Source organism: Algibacter sp. R77976, from assembly GCF_044594645.1.
Classification (GTDB): domain Bacteria; phylum Bacteroidota; class Bacteroidia; order Flavobacteriales; family Flavobacteriaceae; genus Algibacter_B.
In genome coordinates, this window is the sequence record NZ_CP138989.1 from 2790784 (window position 1) to 2815092 (window position 24309).

A 24309-nucleotide genomic window follows, 5' to 3' on the forward strand; every position below is an offset into this window, starting at 1 on the left:
TGTTATTTGGTTCCTAAGTATATTGGTCCTGTTATTGGATCCAATCCACTATTTCTTAAATTAATAATATAATAATATGTACCGTTAGGTAGTTTTCCATTATTTCCAAATGATGCTTTTGTAGATGATCCATCCCATTTTCCAAATACACCAAATGCATTTCCTTCTCTTTCGCTACCTAAAGTATATTCGTTAGTTTCATATACTAAAGCTCCCCATCTATTAAAGATTTTTACTTCGGCAACAAAACCACATAATGTTATACCCTCAATATCGAATGTTTCATTACGACCATCTCCATTTGGAGTAATTGCTGTAGATATGCTTATATCTTTTTCACCACAAGGTAAAACTTTACAGCTAGCATCAACAACCATAATAACATCTGTAATATTAAGACACCCAGTTTGGAATCCTGTATATCTTATTACATATTCTATACCTTCAGTATTAGGGTTGAAATCTTCAGAATATGCTTCTTCTAAATTAGTAGGATCAAAAATACTTCCAGTAACGGTTGCAATTGAATTTCCTTGAAGAATTTCCCAAGTACCGCCGTAGGCATCTTCTGGTAAAAAATTATCTAAGTTTATTACGCCATTATCAAAACAAACATCTTCAGCAACCACTTCATTTACTATTTCATCTAGTGCTACATTTAACGTTTGTGTATAAGCCGCTTCGTTGTTACACGCATCTCTAACAGTCCAAGTTCTAATAATTTGATAATCTGCAATTACGCTTTCATCAAAAGTATTTGTTTCAACTAAGTCAATAATAACGTTAGAAGAACAATTATCTTCAAACTCAACTTCTGGAGCTTCAGGGATATCTGTACAGCTAACATTTAAAATGGTTTCATAAGATGTTGAAGGAACTGGTGCAGTTGTATCTTCTACAGTAATTATTTGAGTGTGTGTTGTTGTTAATCCACATTCATCAGTCGCTATCCATGTACGTGCTATAGTGTAGTTTGAAGGACAATTACCATCCGTTCTTTCATCACTTACAGTTACCGTTGCATCGCCACAATTATCAATTGCAGTTAAAGTTGTTGTATCTGGTAACATATCACATTCAACTGTTGTATCAGTTGGTAATGCTTCAACAAATGCTGGAGGTGTTGTATCTTGAACAATTATATTTTGTGTATATGTTGTTGTTAATCCACAGTCATCTGTAGCAACCCATGTACGAGCTAATCTATAACTGTTTGGACAATCACCATCCGTTCTGGCATCGCTAACAGTAACTTTAGCAGAACCACAAATATCTGTTGCTGTTAAGGTTTCTGCATCTGGAATAGCATCACATTCTACTACAATATTTAAATTTGGTAAAGTTTCAACAAAAACTGGAGGCGTTGTATCTTGTACAGTAATAGTCTGAATATGAGTGTTTGTAACTCCACACTCATCAGTAGCTGTATAAGAACGCTTAATTTCATAATTGCTAGGGCAATTTCCATCTATTCTTACATCTTCAACAGTTACAATTGCAGTTCCGCAATTGTCTGTCGCCGTTAAAGTTACTGCTTCAGGAATACTATTACATTCAACAACAATATCTCCTGGAAGTGTTGTTTGATCAAATTCTGGAGCCGTTACATCAGTTGTTGAAATAATTTGGTCTGCACTAATAGTATTTCCACATGCATCAGTAGCTGTCCAAGTACGTGTTATTGTAAAAGTACCAGCACAAACACCATCTATTCTTTCGTCATTGTATGTAACTATAGGGCTTGGATCGCAATTATCTGTTGCAGTTGCTTCACCAAATTCAGTCGTTGTTAAACTGTCACTGCATTCTGCAGATACATCTGCTGGTAAATTAAGGACTGGGGCAGTATTGTCTTCAACAGTTATAATTTGTGTGTTGGTAACAGAAACTCCACAAATATTAGTTGCTGTCCAAGTTCTTTTAATAGAATATTCGTTTGGACATGTTCCATCAGTTAAAGTTTCATTATAAACAACACCAATATTACCACATGAGTTTGAAGATGTAAGAGCTTCTGGATCAGGAATAGCATCACATTCAACAGTTATATTTGAAGGTAATGTCGTTTGATTGAATATTGGAGTTTCAGGTTGAGTAAATGTATATGTTGCACTTACATTTTTAGTTTCGCATAAATCAGTAATACTCCAATTGATTGTAATAGAACCTCCTGTACAAAAATCTATAGTTTGTGCAACAAAATCATTGGATAGTGTTGGTGAACACCCACCATTAAAGCTGTCATTTATTCTTGCAGTTTCATTATTTACCCAAGTAGAAATATCCATGTTAAGATTATTTTGAGCAGAAACTAAATCAGAAGTTCCAAATTCACAAGCATCAGAATTATCGTCAATAGGAGCAGTATAAGTAATTTCTAAAGGCTTATTAACGATAAAATCAGCCGTTTCTGTAATAGTTTCACAAAGATCAGTAATTGTCCAAGTAACAGTAGTTGTTCCACCATCACATAAAACTGGAATAGAAGCTATAGTGCTATTATCTGTTAAGACAGGCGAACATCCATTCGCAATACTAAACGCAGAAGTTTGTGCAGCTACCCAATTGTTAAAGGCAGTATCTAAAGCATTTTGATCTGTATAATCACAAGTATTAGAACTATCATCAACAGGAGCGATAAAAGTAATTGCTTCTGGAGGTGTTACAGTATAAGTTGCATTTGGAGTAAACGTTTCACAAATATCATCAATAGTCCAATTAATGGTAATAGAACCACCAGTACATAAATCGATAGATTGATTAGTATAGTCGTTAGAAACTGAAGGCGATCCACCAGAAAGGCTATTGGTTATAATATCGTTTTGAGCGGTTACCCATGCAGCGATATCTGCATCTAAATTAGCTTGTGCTATACTAGGATCATCATTATCAAAATCACATGCATTAGTGCTAACACTAGATGGATCAGTAAAGTTAATGCCGTCTGGCTGAGTAAACGTATAGGTAGCACTTAAATTAATTGTTTCACATAAATCAGTAATCGTCCAATTTACAGTAATGGTATCAGAACTACAGAATGATATGGTTTGATTCACATAGTCATTGTTAATTACTGGCGAACATCCATTTGCAACGCTTCCATTAATAGTTGCGTTTTGAGCCGCCAACCAAGCAGCAATATCAGCATCAAGATTAGCTTGAGCAACAGCAGCATCTGGGTCATCAAACTCAGCAGCATTAGAACTATCATCAGCCGGTGCAGTATATGTAATAGCTACAGGAGCATTAACAGTAAACGTTGCTGTTTCTGTAAACGTTTCACATAAATCAGTAATAGTCCAAGAAACAATAGTTGTTCCACCATCACATAAAACTGGAATAGAAGCTGTAGCGCTGTCATCTGTTAACACAGGCGAACATCCATTAGCAATATTAAATGCAGTAGTTTGAGCTGAAACCCAATTATTAAAGGCAGTATCTAAAGCATTTTGATCTGTATAATCACAAGCATCAGAGCTGTCATTAACAGGAGCCGTATATGTAATAGCTACAGGAGCATTAACCGTAAAGGTAGCCGTTTCAGTAATAGTTTCACATAAATCAGTAATAGTCCAAGAAACAGTAGTTGTTCCACCATCACATAAAACTGGAATAGAAGCTGTTGCGCTGTCATCTGTTAACACAGGCGAACATCCATTAGCAATACTAAATGCAGTAGTTTGAGCTGAAACCCAATTGTTAAAGGCAGTATCTAAAGCATTTTGATCTGTATAATCACAAGCATTAGAACTATCATCAGCCGGTGCAGTATATGTAATAGCTACAGGAGCATTAACAGTAAACGTTGCTGTTTCTGTGAACGTTTCACATAAATCAGTAATAGTCCAAGAAACAGTAGTTGTTCCACCATCACATAAAACTGGAATAGAAGCTGCAGCGCTGTCATCTGTTAACACAGGCGAACATCCATTAGCAATACTAAATGCAGTAGTTTGAGCTGAAACCCAATTGTTAAAGGCAGTATCTAAAGCATTTTGATCTGTATAATCACAAGCATCAGAAGTATCATTAGAAGGAGCAGTATATGTAATAGCTACAGGCGCATTAACAGTAAACGTTGCTGTTTCTGTAAACGTTTCACATAAATCAGTAATAGTCCAAGTAACAGTAGTTGTTCCACCATCACATAAAACTGGAATAGAAGCTGTTGCGCTGTCATCTGTTAACACAGGCGAACATCCATTAGCAATGTTAAAGGCAGTAGTTTGTGCTGAAACCCAATTATTAAAGGCAGTATCTAAAGCATTTTGATCTGTATAATCACAAGCATCAGAGCTAGCATTTGCAGGAGCAGTATATGTAATAGCTACAGGAGCTGTAACAGTATAAGTAGCTGATCTATTAATGGTTTCACAAATATCATCAATAGTCCAATTAATGGTAATAGAACCACCAGTACATAAATCGATAGATTGATTAGTATAGTCGTTAGAAACTGAAGGCGATCCACCAGAAAGGCTATTGGTTATAATGTCATTTTGAGCAGTTACCCATGCAGCGATATCTGCATCTAAATTAGCTTGTGCTATACTAGGATCATCATTATCAAAATCACATGCATTAGTACTAACACTAGATGGATCAGTAAAGTTAATGCCGTCTGGCTGAGTAAACGTATAGGTAGCACTTAAATTAATTGTTTCACATAAATCAGTAATCGTCCAATTTACAGTAATGGTATCAGAACTACAGAATGATATGGTTTGATTCACATAGTCATTGTTAATTACCGGCGCACATCCATTTGCAACGCTTCCATTAATAGTTGTGTTTTGAGCCGCCAACCAAGCAGCAATATCAGCATCAAGATTAGCTTGAGCAACAGCAGCATCTGGGTCATCAAACTCAGCCGCATTAGAACTATCATCAACCGGTGCAGTATATGTAATAGCTACAGGAGCATTAACAGTAAACGTCGCTGTTTCTGTGAACGTTTCACATAAATCAGTAATAGTCCAAGAAACAGTAGTTGTTCCACCATCACATAAAACTGGAATAGAAGCTGCAGCGCTGTCATCTGTTAACACAGGCGAACATCCATTAGCAATACTAAATGCAGTAGTTTGAGCTGAAACCCAATTGTTAAAGGCAGTATCTAAAGCATTTTGATCTGTATAATCACAAGCATCAGTAGTATCATTAGCAGGAGCAGTATATGTAATAGCTACAGGAGCATTAACAGTAAACGTTGCCGTTTCAGTAATAGTTTCACATAAATCAGTAATAGTCCAAGAAACAGTAGTTGTCCCACCATCACATAAAACTGGAATAGAAGCCGTTGCGCTATCATCCGTCAACACAGGCGAACAACCATTAGCAATGTTAAATGCCGTAGTTTGAGCTGAAACCCAATTGTTAAAGGCAGTATCTAAAGCATTTTGATCTGTATAATCACAAGCATCAGAGCTGTCATTAACAGGAGCCGTATATGTAATAGCTACAGGAGCATTAACCGTAAAGGTAGCCGTTTCAGTAATAGTTTCACATAAATCAGTAATAGTCCAAGAAACAGTAGTTGTTCCACCATCACATAAAACTGGAATAGAAGCTGTAGCGCTGTCATCTGTTAACACAGGCGAACAACCATTAGCAATACTAAATGCAGTAGTTTGAGCTGAAACCCAATTATTAAAGGCAGTATCTAAAGCATTTTGATCTGTATAATCACAAGCATTAGAAGTATCATTAGCAGGAGCAGTATATGTAATAGCTACAGGAGCATTAACAGTAAACGTTGCTGTTTCTGTGAACGTTTCACATAAATCAGTAATAGTCCAAGAAACAGTAGTTGTTCCACCATCACATAAAACTGGAATAGAAGCTGCAGCGCTGTCATCTGTTAACACAGGCGAACATCCATTAGCAATACTAAATGCAGTAGTTTGAGCTGAAACCCAATTGTTAAAGGCAGTATCTAAAGCATTTTGATCTGTATAATCACAAGCATCAGAAGTATCATTAGAAGGAGCAGTATATGTAATAGCTACAGGCGCATTAACAGTAAACGTTGCTGTTTCTGTAAACGTTTCACATAAATCAGTAATAGTCCAAGTAACAGTAGTTGTTCCACCATCACATAAAACTGGAATAGAAGCTGTTGCGCTGTCATCTGTTAACACAGGCGAACATCCATTAGCAATGTTAAAGGCAGTAGTTTGTGCTGAAACCCAATTATTAAAGGCAGTATCTAAAGCATTTTGATCTGTATAATCACAAGCATCAGAGCTAGCATTTGCAGGAGCAGTATATGTAATAGCTACAGGAGCTGTAACAGTATAAGTAGCTGATCTATTAATGGTTTCACAAATATCATCAATAGTCCAATTAATGGTAATAGAACCACCAGTACATAAATCGATAGATTGATTAGTATAGTCGTTAGAAACTGAAGGCGATCCACCAGAAAGGCTATTGGTTATAATGTCATTTTGAGCAGTTACCCATGCAGCGATATCTGCATCTAAATTAGCTTGTGCTATACTAGGATCATCATTATCAAAATCACATGCATTAGTACTAACACTAGATGGATCAGTAAAGTTAATGCCGTCTGGCTGAGTAAACGTATAGGTAGCACTTAAATTAATTGTTTCACATAAATCAGTAATCGTCCAATTTACAGTAATGGTATCAGAACTACAGAATGATATGGTTTGATTCGCATAGTCATTGTTAATTACTGGCGAACATCCATTTGCAACACTTCCATTAATAGTTGCGTTTTGAGCCGCCAACCAAGCAGCAATATCAGCATCAAGATTAGCTTGAGCAACAGCAGCATCTGGGTCATCAAACTCAGCAGCATTAGAACTATCATCAGCCGGTGCAGTATACGTAATAGCTACAGGAGCATTAACAGTAAACGTCGCTGTTTCTGTGAACGTTTCACATAAATCAGTAATAGTCCAAGAAACAGTAGTTGTTCCACCATCACATAAAACTGGAATAGAAGCTGCAGCGCTGTCATCTGTTAACACAGGCGAACAACCATTAGCAATACTAAATGCAGTAGTTTGAGCTGAAACCCAATTGTTAAAGGCAGTATCTAAAGCATTTTGATCTGTATAATCACAAGCATCAGTAGTATCATTAGCAGGAGCAGTATATGTAATAGCTACAGGAGCATTAACAGTAAACGTTGCTGTTTCTGTGAACGTTTCACATAAATCAGTAATAGTCCAAGAAACAGTAGTTGTCCCACCATCACATAAAACTGGAATAGAAGCTGTAGCGCTGTCATCTGTTAACACAGGCGAACATCCATTAGCAATACTAAATGCAGTAGTTTGAGCTGAAACCCAATTGTTAAAGGCAGTATCTAAAGCATTTTGATCTGTATAATCACAAGCATCAGAAGTATCATTAGCAGGAGCAGTATATGTAATAGCTACAGGCGCATTAACAGTAAACGTTGCTGTTTCTGTAAACGTTTCACATAAATCAGTAATAGTCCAAGAAACAGTAGTTGTTCCACCATCACATAAAACTGGAATAGAAGCTGTAGCGCTGTCACCTGTTAAAACAGGCGAACATCCATTAGCAATACTAAATGCAGTAGTTTGAGCTGAAACCCAATTGTTAAAGGCGGTGTCTAAAGCATTTTGATCTGTATAATCACAAGCATCAAAGCTAGCATTTGCAGGAGCAGTATATGTAATAGCTACAGGAGCATTAACAGTAAACGTTGCTGTTTCTGTAAACGTTTCACATAAATCAGTAATAGTCCAAGTAACAGTAGTTGTTCCACCATCACATAAAACTGGAATAGAAGCTGTAGCGCTGTCATCTGTTAACACAGGCGAACATCCATTAGCAATGTTAAAGGCAGTAGTTTGCGCTGAAACCCAATTGTTAAAGGCGGTGTCTAAAGCATTTTGATCTGTATAATCACAAGCATCAAAGCTAGCATTTGCAGGAGCAGTATATGTAATAGCTACAGGAGCATTAACAGTAAACGTTGCTGTTTCTGTAAACGTTTCACATAAATCAGTAATATTCCAATTAACAGTAGTTGTTCCACCATCACATAAAACTGGAATAGAAGCTGTAGCACTATCATCTGTTAACACAGGCGAACATCCATTAGCAATGTTAAAGGCAGTAGTTTGCGCTGAAACCCAATTGTTAAATGCCGTATCTAAAGTATTTTGATCTGTGTAATCACAAGCATCAGAAGTATCATTAGTAGGTGCAGTATATGTAATAGCTACAGGAGCAGTAATTTCAAATGTTCTAGTTTCTGAAGTTGGTAGAGTACACATATTTGTAACTTCATAAGTTACACTTACTGAACCGCCACAAATATCTGGTGCAGTATAATTTGTTTGATCAAATTGTCCATTAATATTACAAGAACCATTAACACTAAATAGTGCCAACCAATCAGTATATGCAGTATCAACCTCAGTTTGGTTTGTATAAGTACATGCAGATGTTGATGAATTTGCAGGGGCATTTATTGTTGGCCCACTAGGTTGGTTAACTTCGATAGTTAGAGGATCTTCAATTCCAGAAACACTACAAGGGTCAATCGTTGCAGAACTTAGTGTAGTTTGTGTATCTGTATTTATTTCTCCATTGTAAGTTGCTTCAAATTGAACATCAAATTCAAGTGTACAATCTGTTTCTAGAAAATAACATTCATCTCTTATTTGTAAATCAAAATTCACATTAAATGAAGTGCTTCCTGCGGTTACTAAACTATCATCTACAAAAAACTCCAATAAATTTTTTGTTGTATCATATTGATACGTAACACCCGAAGGTAAAGAAGTATGTGCTGTAGGTGTTGCAGCAGGAGGTAATACCGAGATTAATTGAGGTGGTAATTGTTCAAAAATTCTTAAATTTTCAGCATTATCATTTCCTTTATTTTCAACGTTAAATGACGCATTTAATGTATCACCAGGATTAACAGTACCAGGAGAAGTTACTATTACATTGATAGGTCCTAGGTCCGGCTCCCAAACTTCCACAGATAAGCCTAATAAATATAAACCATATACCTCAAGATTTGAAGTTAAATTGAAAGTTGCAGATGTTTGATTGTTATCAATAATTGTATTTCCTGGGTTTGATAAGTCAAAAACTGCAGCATCAAAACCTAAAGTATTTGTACTAGCAGGAGTTCTATTAATAAAATTTGCATTATCAATGGTTATTCTACTATTAAAAAAATTATTAGCTGCTCTTATGGGAGTAGTTGGAGAAGTAGTTAAATCGACAAAAACGCCAGAAGTATTTTCAATTTGAAGTGCATCTCCACCTAAAGTTTGGTCACCTTCGAGAGCACCAATAAGAACTCTAGCGTTTACATCGCCAGATGGTACTGTTTGAAAACCATTAAATAAAATGTCACCAGAATCAACTTCATCAACATGTGCATATCCATCAAAAATAGAAATGTTTTTTAAAGGTAAATCTGGGCTTTCATAAACAAAAACAATTTGCCAACCTCCTGAAACTCCAATAGGAACGCCATCATGATCACTTAAAGAACCTATTTTACCTTCAACATTAGCTACTTGGTAGGTTTGATAAGGATCTACTAAATTATTTACTTCAGTAGTTATATCCTTGACACAAATATATGGCTCATTACTAAAATGGGTATCTCTACCTCTATAAATAACTTCGTCTGCTTCATAAAGTGTATAGTTTGTTTCTCCAGGTAGCATTAGTAACACATCATCAAATTCCCAACCTGGCTGATTATCTGAGGCGAAATCAGGACCAGGTTCTCTATCAGCAGCCGTCCAATATAAAAGTACACTTTTTAACGTAAGGCAACTTGCTCCTGATGACGGATTATCAAAAGTTGCGCTACTTGAATTAAAAGTATTGGCACCTATACCAGAATTACCATCAATATCAACATAAACTAAATTATTATTAGAACCATCATGATTATTACTTCCACCATTATAAGAATTAGTTGCAGTTCTAGAGATGGTATTATTTGCTATTATAGTAAAATCACCATTAACGGCTTCATTAAACCTTGGTGCAAAAGCCTGTTGTACTTGGGCTTGAGTAAAAGCAGACGCTAAAAGAATAGCTAAAAGTAATACTTTATGGTATACTAGGGATTTGGTAAAAATTTTCATAAGCCTTTTTCAATTAACTAATTAATATTTAGTAAATTATATTTAATGTCCTTTTGTTTTTGGATTTGGAATATTTGCATTTATTTTTAAAGTTTTTTCATCAGTATTATTAGATGATTTGGCTATAATTGTACAAATATTCATAGAACCTAATCTAGCATTAGGATGATATACTATCTTAACTTTAAACTTTATTAATTGTTTACTGCGAAGTGAAATAGAATTTAAAGATTGGGTTAAATCTTCACTTAACAGGTCAACAATAAGATTTTGATTGTTTTTTTTATCACCACCATTCGTATCATCAACAATTGTTGAAAGATTAATAGTTAATTCTTTATTGGTATTATTTTGTAAGGCCAAAATATGATATCTCGGTTTTTTTGAATCTAACTCATAACTATATTCAACAACTTCCATCTGAAATAAGTCTGCATTACTATTATGTTGTGCATTAACAAGTAATGACAAGCTACATGCTATAAAAAATATACAAAATGTAAAAGTCGATTTATTTTTCATAATTTATATGTATTATTAATAATTATTAAACAGAAACTTGTTACGAACTATATTTAATGCTCGTAATTGCGATTTTAGTTAATAAAAAATAATTGTAAATATTATTGAGGGAAAAACGTGAGGGTAGTGCATTATAGTTAAATAATGCCTTATTTATTTTTGAAATTAGATTCGGGGTCATAATTTTAAATTTATAAGTAGGTATTGCAAAAAAACATATATGTTATTAGTTCATCAAATATACATGGTAAATCACATATAAATTCGATTAAACGCTAAAATAAGCATTTTATCGATATAATCTGTGTTTTGTCGATATTATGTTGTTTTTTAAATATATAATTAGCTAATAACTAGAGGTTTATTCTATTTTATGTTTTTTTGATTTATTGTTTTACAATATAAAAATATGATCTACGATTTAGTTGATGCTCTTGTGCCGAACATTTAACACCATTAGAACAATTATTTAGTAGTTGACTTTCACCATAACCAATAGCACTTTCAATTCTTTCATTGGCTATTCCTCTAGAGAGTATATAATCTCTAGTTGATTTTGCTCTTTTATCGGATAGCCTCATATTAAAATTATCTCTACCGCGACTATCTGTATGTGCTTCAATTTTAATAACCATTTCTGGATTAACTCTTAATACGTCAACAATGTTTTCTAGTTCATATTGAGCATCTGTTCTAATATCCCATTTTCCATAATCAAAAAATATAGGTTTAACTACTATTTGATTTCCTTTAATGAGCGATTCTAAAAATAAATCTTTTTCAGTTACAATTTTATTTTTGTCATTTGTATTAACTTGTATTTGGTCATCTATATGCGCTTTAACTTTTCCTAAAATAGTATAGGTCTTTTCACAATTTAAAACAAACTCATATTCGCCATTATCCGTTGTTATAATTTCTTCTATGATTTTACCAGATTCATCAACTAAACTTACTGTTACATTTGCTATAGGTTCTTTAGTAGTTTTCTCTCTACTAACACCTTTAATGATTTGTGAACACGCTTCTGAATAAACTGTATATATATCATCATTACCTATGCCACCAGGCCTATTTGATGATAAGTAGCTTCTGCCATTTTTATTTGAAGGGTCAATAAAAAAAGCAAAATCATCATATCCACTATTATATGGAGCTCCTAAATTTTGAGGCTCTGAAACTCGATCTTTTATAATATTAGATTTAAAAATATCTAATAGACCTAAATTTAATCGTCCGTCTGAGGAATAATAGAACGTACTATCTTTACTAATAAAAGGAAACATTTCTCTGCCTTCTGTATTTATTTTAGGCCCTAAATTTTTTGGTTCACTATATTTATTGTTTTCTAAGATATCTACTTCATAAATATCTGTTTGACCAAATCCGCCTTCTCTATCAGAAACAAAATATAATTTTTTATTATCAGGACTTAACGCTGGGTGACCGGTTGAAAAAACTTCATCATTTATTGGTAATTCTTTAATGTTTTCCCAACTTTCATTAATAAGCGTTGCTTTATATATTTTTAAATGAGTTGTTCCTTTTTTATCAAAATTAAGCTTGTTTTTTCTTGTAACATTGTCTCTTGTGAAGTATAAGGTTTTACCGTCATTAGTTATTGCAATTGTAGCTTCATGATAGTCGGTATTTACATCTGTTGATTTGATTAAATGTGTTTCACCAAATTCTAATTCATAGTCTTTCTCTTTAACAGAAACTTGAAATAAATCTAAAAAAGGTTCTTTATTCCAACCGTATTCTTTGTTTTCATTTAAACCCCTTGCTGAAGCAAAATATAGTTCGTTATTATAAATAAGAGAACCAAAATCTGAAAGGTTTGAATTTATAGGTAAGTTTTCTATAGTAATATATAAGGCTTCATTTGCAGCATTAAGGGCTTCATACTTTTGCAAATTGTTAGAACTATAATCTTTAATTCTACTATCGTTATTCTGAATTTCTAAGAATTTTTTTGTCCAAATATCAGCTTCATTGTATTCGCCTAAACTTTTTAAAGATTGAATGTATTTGAATAAGTGTTCAGAATCAAGTTCATATTTGTCTAAAGCTTTTTTATACCAAAACACAGCCTTTTCTGAATTTGAATTGTTATAATAGCAATCTCCTAAGCGTGTTAAAACATGTTGATCTTCATCACCATTTTTAACTACCTCTTCATACAGTTCGCTTGCTTTTACATAACCGTAATTATTAAAAAATTTATCTGCTAGTTTTTCTTGACCAAATGTAGATCCAATAGTAAAAACGAATAGTAGTAATAAATAGTTTGTTTTCATATTGATTTTTTTAGAAGTATCTAGGTGATTTTATACGTTTACTTTTAAATAACTCATACATTAATAAAAATTCATGTGTACCACTTGTGTATGCTCTTATTTCTGATATTGGATATTCATATGCGTATCCAAGTCTAAGTTGTTTTGTCACTTGAAAATCTGCTATTCCACCAAAAGCAGCTGCAGATTCGTTAATTCTATAGGATGCACCAAGCCAAAAGGTTTCATTAAAAAGAAAATTAGCGGTTATATCAAAAGATAGGGGAGCACCATTTGTTGCCTTTAATAGCATAGCCGGTTTAAATTTTGTTGTTTCGCTTAAATCGAAAACATAACCACCAGTAAGGTAGTAACTAACACGCTCTAATGCTATATAATCAATAGTACCTTGTTTGCCTTTATTATAATCGGTATTTAATATTCTAGGAGCAGAAAGGCCAACATACCAACGATTGGAATGCAAAAATGCACCAAGGCCAACATTTGGACTCCATCTGTTAGAAACATCATCGAAAAAAGGATCGTTGATTACTGTTGAATCATCTAAAAGTGATTGATCAATATTGTATTGAGTAAAACCACCTTTTATACCAAAAGCAAGTTTAGATTTTTCTCCTATTGGAAGAGTATATGAGAAGTCACCATAAAAGTATGTGAAATTCTCATAACCTAATTCATCATTAATAAATGAAACACCAACTCCAACTCTGTCATTTCTTAATGGACTATGAACAGATATGGTTTGTGTGGTTGGTCCTCCATCTAGACCAACCCATTGACTTCTGTGCAAACCAATTACACTTAAGGTTTCTCTACTACCAGCATATGCAGGGTTTATAGAGATTGTATTGTACATATACTGTGTGAATTGGGGTAGCTGCTGCGCAACTCCATTCCAACAATTTGCTAGTATAAAAATACATATGCTAAACTTTAATGACTTCATAGTCTTTCTAGATTTATTTAGTACCTACGTAAAATGCTTTAGCGAAAGGTTCTAATCCACTATTCTTTAAATTTATAATATAATAATATGTTCCATTAGGAACTTTTTCTGCTCTTCCAACTGATGCATTATGAGCATAACCATTCCAATCATTTTGATAATTTGAATTGTCATAGATTTTAGCTCCCCAACGATTGAATATTTGTAATTCTACTACGAATTCACAACCCTCAATGGTGTTTACTGTAAAGAAATCGTTATACGTATCACCATTTGGAGTTACAACTTTTGAAATAATAACTTGATCTCTATCATTACAAGGAAGTACAATACAGTCATCATTAATTTCTAAAATTACCTCAATAGTCTCTAAACATCCATTATTAAATATTGTATAAGTGAATTTATAGTTGCCTAAATCAATGTTTTCTGGATCCAATAGACTATCATTTAAAACTGCATTACCTTCTTCTAATACCCATTCTCCTTCTGTTTCATCATTATCCAAATAATCATTTAAATCGATTATTCCATCATCAGTACAAGCACTATCATTTATAGTAGTAATAAAATCATTTAAAGTAACTGAAATTATTTGTATGAACACTTGGCTATTGTCACAATCATCACTAACTGTCCAAGTTCTTGTTACTCTATAGTCTGATGGGTTATCTTCTTCGAATGAACTTGTTTCATTGAAAATGACATTGACATTTGCTGAACAATTATCAATAAATTCAATTGTAGGAACTTCTGGAATATCTTCACAATTCACAATTATAGAACTTTCAATTTCTGTAGTTGGCTCTGGAGCTTTAGTATCTTGAACTGTTATTGTTTGTATATGCGTTGTAGTTAAACCATTTTGGTCTGTAGCTACCCATTTACGTTCTAATGAATAATTTGAGATGCATGAACCATCAGTTCTTGTTTCTGTGAAAACTACATCAACGTCACCACATGGGTCTGTTGCTGTTAATGTTTCAGCATCGGGAACACTATCACATTCATAAGTTGCATCAGTTGGTAATGTTTCAATAAAAATTGGTTTTACATTATCAATTATCGTTACGGTTTGCTCACATGTAGCTGTGTTACCAGAACCATCAGTTACCATCCAAGTCACGATAGTTTCACCTAAAGGAAACGTATCTGGTGCATCGTTAGTAATCGTTGTTTCTGTACAATTATCATCAACTGTTGGTATTCCTAAATCGATATTAGAAATATCTGTTGTACATCCGTCAGCATCAACATTTAAAGACACAGGCGCCGCACATTCTACAAATGTTGGTGCTGTATCATCAATTATTGTTACGGTTTGCGTACAAGTTGCTGTATTACCAGAACCATCTGTTACCGTCCAAGTTACTATCGTGTCACCAAGTGGGAATGTTGTAGGTGCATCGTTAGTGATGGTTGTTTCCGTACAGTTATCATCAACAGTCGGCGTTCCTAAATTCACATCAGCAATATCGGTATCACATCCGGTTGCGTTCATATTAACTGATACAGGTGCCGCACATTCTACAAATGTTGGTGCAGTATCATCAATTATAGTTACCGTTTGCGTACAAGTTGCTGTATTACCAGAACCATCAGTTACCGTCCAAGTTACAATAGTGTCACCTAAAGGAAAAGTAGTAGGTGCATCGTTAGTGATTGTAGTTTCCGTACAATTATCATCAACCGTAGGCGTTCCTAAATTCACATCAGCGATATCCGTATCACATCCGGTGGCGTTCATATTAACTGATACAGGTGCCGCACATTCTACAAATGTTGGTGCTGTATCATCAATTATTGTTACGGTTTGAGTACAAGTTGCTGTATTTCCAGAACCATCCGTTACCGTCCAAGTTACAATGGTGTCACCTAAAGGAAAAGTAGTAGGTGCATCGTTAGTGATGGTAGTTTCCGTACAATTATCATCAACCGTAGGCGTTCCTAAATTCACATCAGCGATATCGGTATCACATCCGGTGGCGTTCATATTAACTGATACAGGTGCCGCACATTCTACAAATGTTGGTGCTGTATCATCAATTATTGTTACGGTTTGAGTACAAGTTGCTGTATTTCCAGAACCATCCGTTACCGTCCAAGTTACAATGGTGTCACCTAAAGGAAAAGTAGTAGGTGCATCGTTAGTGATGGTAGTTTCCGTACAATTATCATCAACCGTAGGCGTTCCTAAATTCACATCAGCGATATCGGTATCACATCCGGTGGCATTCATGTTTACTGATACAGGCGCTGCACATTCTACAAATGTTGGTGCTGTATCATCAATTATTGTTACGGTTTGCGTACAAGTTGCTGTATTTCCAGAACCATCTGTTACCGTCCACGTTACTATAGTATCACCTAAAGGAAAAGTAGTAGGGGCATCGTTAGTGATGGTTGTTTCCGTACAGTTATCATCTACAGTCGGTGTTCCTAAATTCACATCAGCGATATCGGTATCACATCCGGTGGCATTCATATTAACTGATACAGGTGCCGCACATTCTACAAATGTTGGTGCTGTATCATCAATAATAGTTACGGTTTGCGTACAAGTTGCTGTATTACCAGAACCATCTGTTACCGTCCAAGTTACTATAGTATCACCTAAAGGAAAAGTAGTAGGGGCATCGTTAGTGATTGTAGTTTCCGTACAGTTATCATCAACAGTCGGTGTTCCTAAATTCACATCAGCGATATCGGTATCACATCCGGTGGCATTCATATTAACTGATACAGGTGCTGCACATTCTACAAATGTTGGTGCTGTATCATCAATAATAGTTACGGTTTGCGTACAAGTTGCTGTATTACCAGAACCATCCGTTACTGTCCAAGTTACAATCGTGTCACCAAGTGGGAATGTTGTAGGTGCATCGTTAGTGATTGTTGTTTCCGTACAATTATCATCAACCGTCGGGGTTCCTAAATTCACATCAGCAATATCCGTATCACATCCGGTGGCATTCATGTTTACTGATACAGGTGCTGCACATTCTACAAATGTTGGTGCTGTATCATCAATTATCGTTACCGTTTGCGCACAAGTTGCTGTGTTACCAGAACCATCAGTTACCGTCCAAGTTACTATCGTGTCACCAAGTGGGAATGTAGTAGGTGCATCGTTAGTGATTGTAGTTTCCGTACAGTTATCATCAACAGTCGGTGTTCCTAAATTCACATCAGCAATATCCGTATCACATCCGGTGGCATTCATGTTTACTGATACAGGTGCTGCACATTCTACAAATGTTGGTGCTGTATCATCAATTATTGTTACGGTTTGCGTACAAGTTGCTGTATTACCAGAACCATCCGTTACCGTCCAAGTTACTATCGTGTCACCAAGTGGGAATGTAGTAGGTGCATCGTTAGTGATGGTTGTTTCCGTACAGTTATCATCTACAGTCGGTGTTCCTAAATTCACATCAGCGATATCGGTATCACATCCGGTGGCATTCATATTAACTGATACAGGTGCCGCACATTCTACAAATGTTGGTGCTGTATCATCAATAATAGTTACGGTTTGCGTACAAGTTGCTGTATTACCAGAACCATCTGTTACCGTCCAAGTTACAATGGTATCACCTAAAGGAAAAGTAGTAGGGGCATCGTTAGTGATTGTAGTTTCCGTACAGTTATCATCAACAGTCGGTGTTCCTAAATTCACATCAGCAATATCCGTATCACATCCGGTGGCATTCATATTAACTGATACAGGTGCCGCACATTCTACAAATGTTGGTGCTGTATCATCAATAATAGTTACGGTTTGCGTACAAGTTGCTGTATTACCAGAACCATCCGTTACCGTCCAAGTTACTATCGTGTCACCTAAAGGAAAAGTAGTAGGGGCATCGTTAGTGATGGTAGTTTCCGTACAATTATCATCAACCGTCGGGGTTCCTAAATTCACATCAGCGATATCGGTATCACATCCGGTGGCATTCATATTAACTGATACAGGCGCTGCACATTCTACAAATGTTGGAGCTGTATCATCAATTATCGTTACGGTTTGCGTACAAGTTGCTGTATTACCAGAACCATCTGTTACCGTCCAAGTTACTATAGTATCACCAAGTGGGAATGTAGTAGGGGCGTCGTTAGTGATGGTGGTTTCCGCACAATTATCATCAACCGTAGGCGTTCCTAAATCCACATCAGCGATATCGGTATCACATCCGGTGGCATTCATGTTTACTGATACAGGCGCTGCACATTCTACAAATGTTGGTGCTGTATCATCAATTATTGTTACGGTTTGCGTACAAGTTGCTGTATTTCCAGAACCATCTGTTACCGTCCAAGTTACTATAGTATCACCAAGTGGGAATGTGGTAGGCGCATCGTTAGTGATTGTAGTTTCCGTACAGTTATCATCAACAGTCGGTGTTCCTAAATTCACATCAGCAATATCCGTATCACATCCGGTGGCGTTCATATTAACTGACACAGGTGCCGCACATTCTACAAATGTTGGTGCTGTATCATCAATAATAGTTACGGTTTGCGTACAAGTTGCTGTATTACCAGAACCATCTGTTACCGTCCAAGTTACTATAGTATCACCTAAAGGAAAAGTAGTAGGGGCATCGTTAGTGATTGTAGTTTCCGTACAGTTATCATCAACCGTAGGGGTTCCTAAATTCACATCAGCAATATCCGTATCACATCCGGTGGCATTCATGTTTACTGATACAGGTGCTGCACATTCTACAAATGTTGGTGCTGTATCATCAATTATTGTTACGGTTTGCGTACAAGTTGCTGTATTACCAGAACCATCCGTTACTGTCCAAGTTACAATCGTGTCACCAAGTGGGAATGTTGTAGGTGCATCGTTAGTGATTGTTGTTTCCGTACAATTATCATCAACCGTCGGGGTTCCTAAATTCACATCAGCAATATCCGTATCACATCCGGTGGCATTCATGTTTACTGATACAGGTGCTGCACATTCTACAAATGTTGGTGCTGTATCATCAATTATCGTTACCGTTTGCGCACAAGTTGCTGTGTTACCAGAACCATCAGTTACCGTCCAAGTTACTATCGTGTCACCAAGTGGGAATGTAGTAGGTGCATCGTTAGTGATTGTAGTTTCCGTACAGTTATCATCAACCGTCGGGGTTCCTAAATTCACATCAGCGATATCCGTATCACATCCGGTGGCATTCATATTAACTGACACAGGTGCCGCACATTCTACAAATGTTGGTGCTGTATCATCAATAATAGTTACGGTTTGCGTACAAGTTGCTGTATTACCAGAACCATCCGTTACCGTCCAAGTTACTATAGTATCACCTAAAGGAAAAGTAGTAGGGGCATCGTTAGTGATGGTAGTTTCCGTACAATTATCATCAACCGTCGGGGTTCCTAAATTCACATCAGCGATATCGGTATCACATCCGGTGGCATTCATATTAACTGACACAGGTGCCGCACATTCTACAAATGTTGGTGCTGTATCATCAATAATAGTTACCGTTTGAGTACAAGTTGCTGTATTACCAGAACCATCCGTTACCGTCCAAGTTACTATAGTATCACCTAAAGGAAAAGTAGTAGGGGCATCGTTAGTGATGGTAGTTTCCGTACAATTATCATCAACCGTCGGGGTTCCTAAATTCACATCAGCGATATCGGTATCACATCCGGTGGCATTCATATTAACTGATACAGGCGCTGCACATTCTACAAATGTTGGAGCTGTATCATCAATTATCGTTACGGTTTGCGTACAAGTTGCTGTATTACCAGAACCATCTGTTACCGTCCAAGTTACTATAGTATCACCAAGTGGGAATGTAGTAGGGGCGTCGTTAGTGATGGTGGTTTCCGCACAATTATCATCAACCGTAGGCGTTCCTAAATCCACATCAGCGATATCGGTATCACATCCGGTGGCATTCATGTTTACTGATACAGGCGCTGCACATTCTACAAATGTTGGTGCTGTATCATCAATTATTGTTACGGTTTGCGTACAAGTTGCTGTATTTCCAGAACCATCTGTTACCGTCCACGTTACTATAGTATCACCTAAAGGAAAAGTAGTAGGGGCATCGTTAGTGATTGTAGTTTCCGTACAATTATCATCAACCGTAGGCGTTCCTAAATTCACATCAGCGATATCGGTATCACATCCGGTGGCATTCATATTAACTGATACAGGTGCCGCACATTCTACAAATGTAGGAGCAGTATCGTCAATTATTGTTACGGTTTGAGTACAAGTTGCTGTATTACCAGAACCATCTGTTACCGTCCAAGTTACTATAGTATCACCAAGTGGGAATGTGGTAGGCGCATCGTTAGTGATTGTAGTTTCCGTACAGTTATCATCAACAGTCGGTGTTCCTAAATTCACATCAGCAATATCCGTATCACATCCGGTGGCGTTCATGTTTACTGATACTTCGTTAGGACATGTAATAGTGGGATTAATATTATCAATTACGGTTACTGTTTGTTCGCAAGTAGCTGTATTACCGGATGCATCAGTAACCGTCCAAGTTACCGTTGTAACTCCAAGTGGGAATATTGACGGTGCGTCATTGGTTACTTCTGCTACAGCACAATCAGAAGTTGTTGCTGTTCCAATTTCAACATTAGACGCTGTGCATAAATCGTTGTCTACATTAACTTCTACATCTGCAGGGCATGTTATACTAGGATCAATATTATCAGTAACTGTTACCGTTTGCTCGCAAGTAGCTGTATTACCAGAACCATCAGTTACTGTCCAGGTAACTATCGTATCACCAAGTGGAAAAACTGTTGGAGCATCATTATTAACAGAAGCTACCGAACAATTATCATCAGTTGTTGGTGTTCCTAAATTTACCGATGACGTGTCACACGATGTAATGTCAATATTTACAGACACATCGGTAGGACATGTAATAGTAGGATCTATATTATCAATTACGGTAACGGTTTGTGTACAAGTAGCTGTTCTACCAGAACCATCAGTTACCGTCCAAGTTACAGTAGTGTCCCCAAGTGGGAATGAAGCAGGTGCGTCATTATCAACAGAAGCTACTGAACAATTATCATTCGTTGTAGGTGTTCCTAAAATGACATTACCAGCATCAGTAGCACAAGTACCCGCATCTACATTTACAGACACATCGGTAGGACATGTAATAGTAGGATCTATATTATCAATTACAGTTACAGTTTGTGTACAAGTAGCTGTTCTACCAGAACCATCTGTTACGGTCCAAGTTACAGTAGTATCACCAAGTGGCAATGAAGCAGGTGCATCATTATCAACAGAAGCTACCGAACAATTATCATTCGTTGTAGGTGTTCCAAGTGCTACGCTAGTTGCTGCACAAGTACCAGCATCTACATTTACAGACACATCTGTAGGACATGTAATAGTGGGATCTATATTATCAATTACGGTTACAGTTTGTGTACAAGTAGCTGTTCTACCAGAACCATCTGTTACGGTCCAAGTTACTGTAGTATCACCAAGTGGGAATGAAGCAGGTGCATCATTATCAACAGAAGCTACCGAACAATTATCATTCGTAGTTGGTGTTCCTAAAGTGACATTACCAGCATCCGTAGTACAAGTACCCGCATCTACATTTACAGACACATCCGTAGGACATGTAATAGTAGGATCTATATTATCAATTACGGTTACGGTTTGTGTACAAGTAGCTGTTCTACCAGAACCATCCGTTACCGTCCAAGTTACTGTAGTATCACCAAGTGGGAATGAAGCAGGTGCATCATTATTAACAGAAGCTACCGTACAATTATCATTCGTTGTAGGTGTTCCTAAAGTGACATTACCAGCATCCGTAGCACAAGTACCCGCATCTACATTTACAGACACATCGGTAGGACATGTAATAGTAGGATCTATATTATCAATTACGGTTACAGTTTGTGTACAAGTAGCTGTTCTACCAGAACCATCTGTTACCGTCCAAGTAACTGTAGTATCACCAAGTGGGAATGAAGCAGGTGCATCGTTATCAACAGAAGCTACCGAACAATTATCATCAGTTGTAGGTGTTGCAAGTGCTACGCTAGTTGCTGCACAAGTACCCGTATCTACATTTACAGAAACATCCGTAGGACATGTAATAGTAGGATCTATATTATCAATTATGGTTACAGTTTGCGTACAAGTAGCTGTTCTACCAGAACCATCAGTTACCGTCCAAGTTACTGTGGTATCCCCAAGTGGGAATGAAGCAGGTGCATCATTATCAACAGAAGCTACCGAACAATTATCATTCGTTGTAGGTGTTCCAAGTGCTACGCTAGTTGCTGTACAAGTACCCGCATCTACATTTACAGAAACATCGGTAGGACATGTAATGGTAGGATCTATATTATCAATTACGGTTACGGTTTGTGTACAAGTAGCTGTTCTACCAGAACCATCCGTTACCGTCCAAGTTACTGTAGTATCCCCAAGTGGGAATGAAGCAGGTGCATCATTATTAACAGAAGCTACCGAACAATTATCATTCGTTGTAGGTGTTCCAAGTGCTACGCTAGTTGCTGCACAAGTACCCGCATCTACATTTACAGACACATCCGTAGGACATGTAATGGTAGGATCTATATTATCTGGTAATAAAGAAACACTAAAATCGTCAGAAATAGTACAACCATTAGCATCTGTTACAGTAACAGTATATGATCCAGCAGATAAGTTTGTTAAATCTTTAGTAGTTTCTGAATTACTCCATAAATAGGTATACGGAAGTGTTCCACCAGACGGATCTATACTAATTGAGCCATTATTATCACCTTCACATGAAATATCTGTTTCCGACCCAGTAAGTTCTAAATTATCTAAAACTATAGGGTTATTAGAATCATATGTAAGACAATCAGCGGCAATATTTTTTATTACTAAATTATAGTTACCTTCAGGTAAGCTGTTAAATTCAGTTGTGTCTTGAAATGTGTTACCGTTATCTATAGAATATTCAAATTCTCCTCCCAGAGGACTTAACACTTCAATAGTAAAGTCGTCATTGCTTGATCCACAAGCTATAGAAAACGTTGGTTCAGGTGGCAAGTCAATAATAGATAAAGTTACTGTAGCTTGATCACAAACAGATGTGTTTGGAGCCGGTAGGCAAACTTCATAATCAAAAACTACATCCCCAACATAACCCGTGGTAGGAACATAAGTATAAGTTCCATCTGAATTTAAGGTAAATGAATCTCCTGAAGGCGTAGGACCAGAGACTAAGCTATAAGTTGAGTTTTCAGGTACATTATTTCCTATGTGAAGATTGCCATTGTAAGTTTCATTTATACAATTAGTATTATTTTCATCAACAGCATATTTTTGAAGTAAAAAGAATTTACCATCACCGTGATCATTAGAAGCCCCAACAAATTCTATTTTTGTTATTTTAGAACCTGTAGGTGCGATATCACTTAAGTAAAATAAGCCTATACCAATAGTTTGGTTATTTTCATTACAACGCCCAGAGCGCCAATAATCAGAATTAGGATTAGGCGCGGCAAATGTACAATTGGTATAATTGCCATTATTTCTAACAAAGGTTTGACCTAATTTTTGTTCAGTACCTCCGGTAGCAGGAATACCCCATATTTCTACATAAAAACAGTTATTAGCACCTCTTTCTGTTACTGCTAATACGCCATCTTGATTTGATGGAATAGCTGGGTCATAAAATATAGTTTGTTTTTGGGCATCGGTTGTTGCAACTGCATCAAAGTCTTTACAAATATTATCTCCATTCGGATTAGCATTAAAATAATGATTTAAGTTTTTATCTTGAAAAGCAGAAAGTGCTAAATTATTCCAGTTAGGGTCATTACTCGATGTTGCTAAATTAACTCCGTTTTCTATTAATTTATTAGGTCCATGTCCACCTGAACCTAGTCTAGTTAACTCATAATCAGATGGTACTACAAAAGTGTTATATATTGTACCATCGATTGTTACAGATTTAATTGTTGCAGGATCACTCAAGTTTGCCTGTGTGTCTAACCATTGAAATGTAACCCCCGTTTGTATAGAAGGTGACTGTTGTGCATTGATAAAACAACTTAATGAAATGCAAATTAAAATTAAAGTTTGCGTAATTTTTAATTTCATAATATCTTAATTTTCCTTTAATTATGATTTATTAACACAGTTTAAAAGGATTTATATATGATTCCGTTTTTTACTTATCTGTTATAATTAATAACCAACCTAAAATTATATTTTAGACCATAAGTGTGATTTTAAGTCACACTTTGCAACTAACAATTAGATATTAAAATAAAGTTTTGAGAAAACTAAACTGGTATGCAAGCAACATTGAAGTATATAGGAATGTTGTCATAAGAATTTAGATTTGGGTTCATAAATTTTATTTCAAATATTTAAGTAGGTACT

At 36.0% G+C, this 24309-nt stretch carries 5 protein-coding genes; all 5 read right to left on the bottom strand.

Going from position 1 to position 24309, the window contains the following annotated elements:
* Positions 1-2 precede the first annotated feature (2 nt).
* Positions 3-10127, bottom strand: coding sequence for a gliding motility-associated C-terminal domain-containing protein (locus SJY43_RS11910; RefSeq protein ID WP_396600968.1), 10125 nt, complete (start codon positions 10125-10127; stop codon positions 3-5).
* 42 nt (positions 10128-10169) lie between these two features.
* Positions 10170-10598 carry a hypothetical protein gene (locus SJY43_RS11915; RefSeq protein WP_396600969.1) on the bottom strand — a complete coding sequence of 143 codons (429 nt, stop codon included), beginning with the start codon at positions 10596-10598 and terminating at the stop codon, positions 10170-10172.
* A 437-nt stretch (positions 10599-11035) separates the two neighbouring features.
* On the bottom strand, positions 11036-12949 hold the full coding sequence (locus SJY43_RS11920; RefSeq protein WP_396600970.1) for an OmpA family protein: 1914 nt from the start codon (positions 12947-12949) through the stop codon (positions 11036-11038).
* 10 nt (positions 12950-12959) lie between these two features.
* On the bottom strand, positions 12960-13895 hold the full coding sequence (locus SJY43_RS11925; protein WP_396600971.1) for a type IX secretion system membrane protein PorP/SprF: 936 nt from the start codon (positions 13893-13895) through the stop codon (positions 12960-12962).
* Positions 13896-13908: 13 nt separating this feature from the next.
* Entirely contained in the window at positions 13909-24024 is a 10116-nt protein-coding gene (locus SJY43_RS11930) for an HYR domain-containing protein (RefSeq protein WP_396600972.1), read from the bottom strand.
* Positions 24025-24309 lie beyond the last annotated feature (285 nt).

Bases quoted from the DNA above. Each gene is read 5' to 3' on its own strand.
- SJY43_RS11910 (WP_396600968.1), bottom strand. From the start codon at position 10,127: ATGAAAATTTTTACCAAATCCCTAGTATACCATAAAGTATTACTTTTA.
- SJY43_RS11920 (WP_396600970.1), bottom strand. From the start codon at position 12,949: ATGAAAACAAACTATTTATTACTACTATTCGTTTTTACTATTGGATCT.
- SJY43_RS11925 (WP_396600971.1), bottom strand. From the start codon at position 13,895: ATGAAGTCATTAAAGTTTAGCATATGTATTTTTATACTAGCAAATTGT.
- SJY43_RS11930 (WP_396600972.1), bottom strand. From the start codon at position 24,024: ATGAAATTAAAAATTACGCAAACTTTAATTTTAATTTGCATTTCATTA.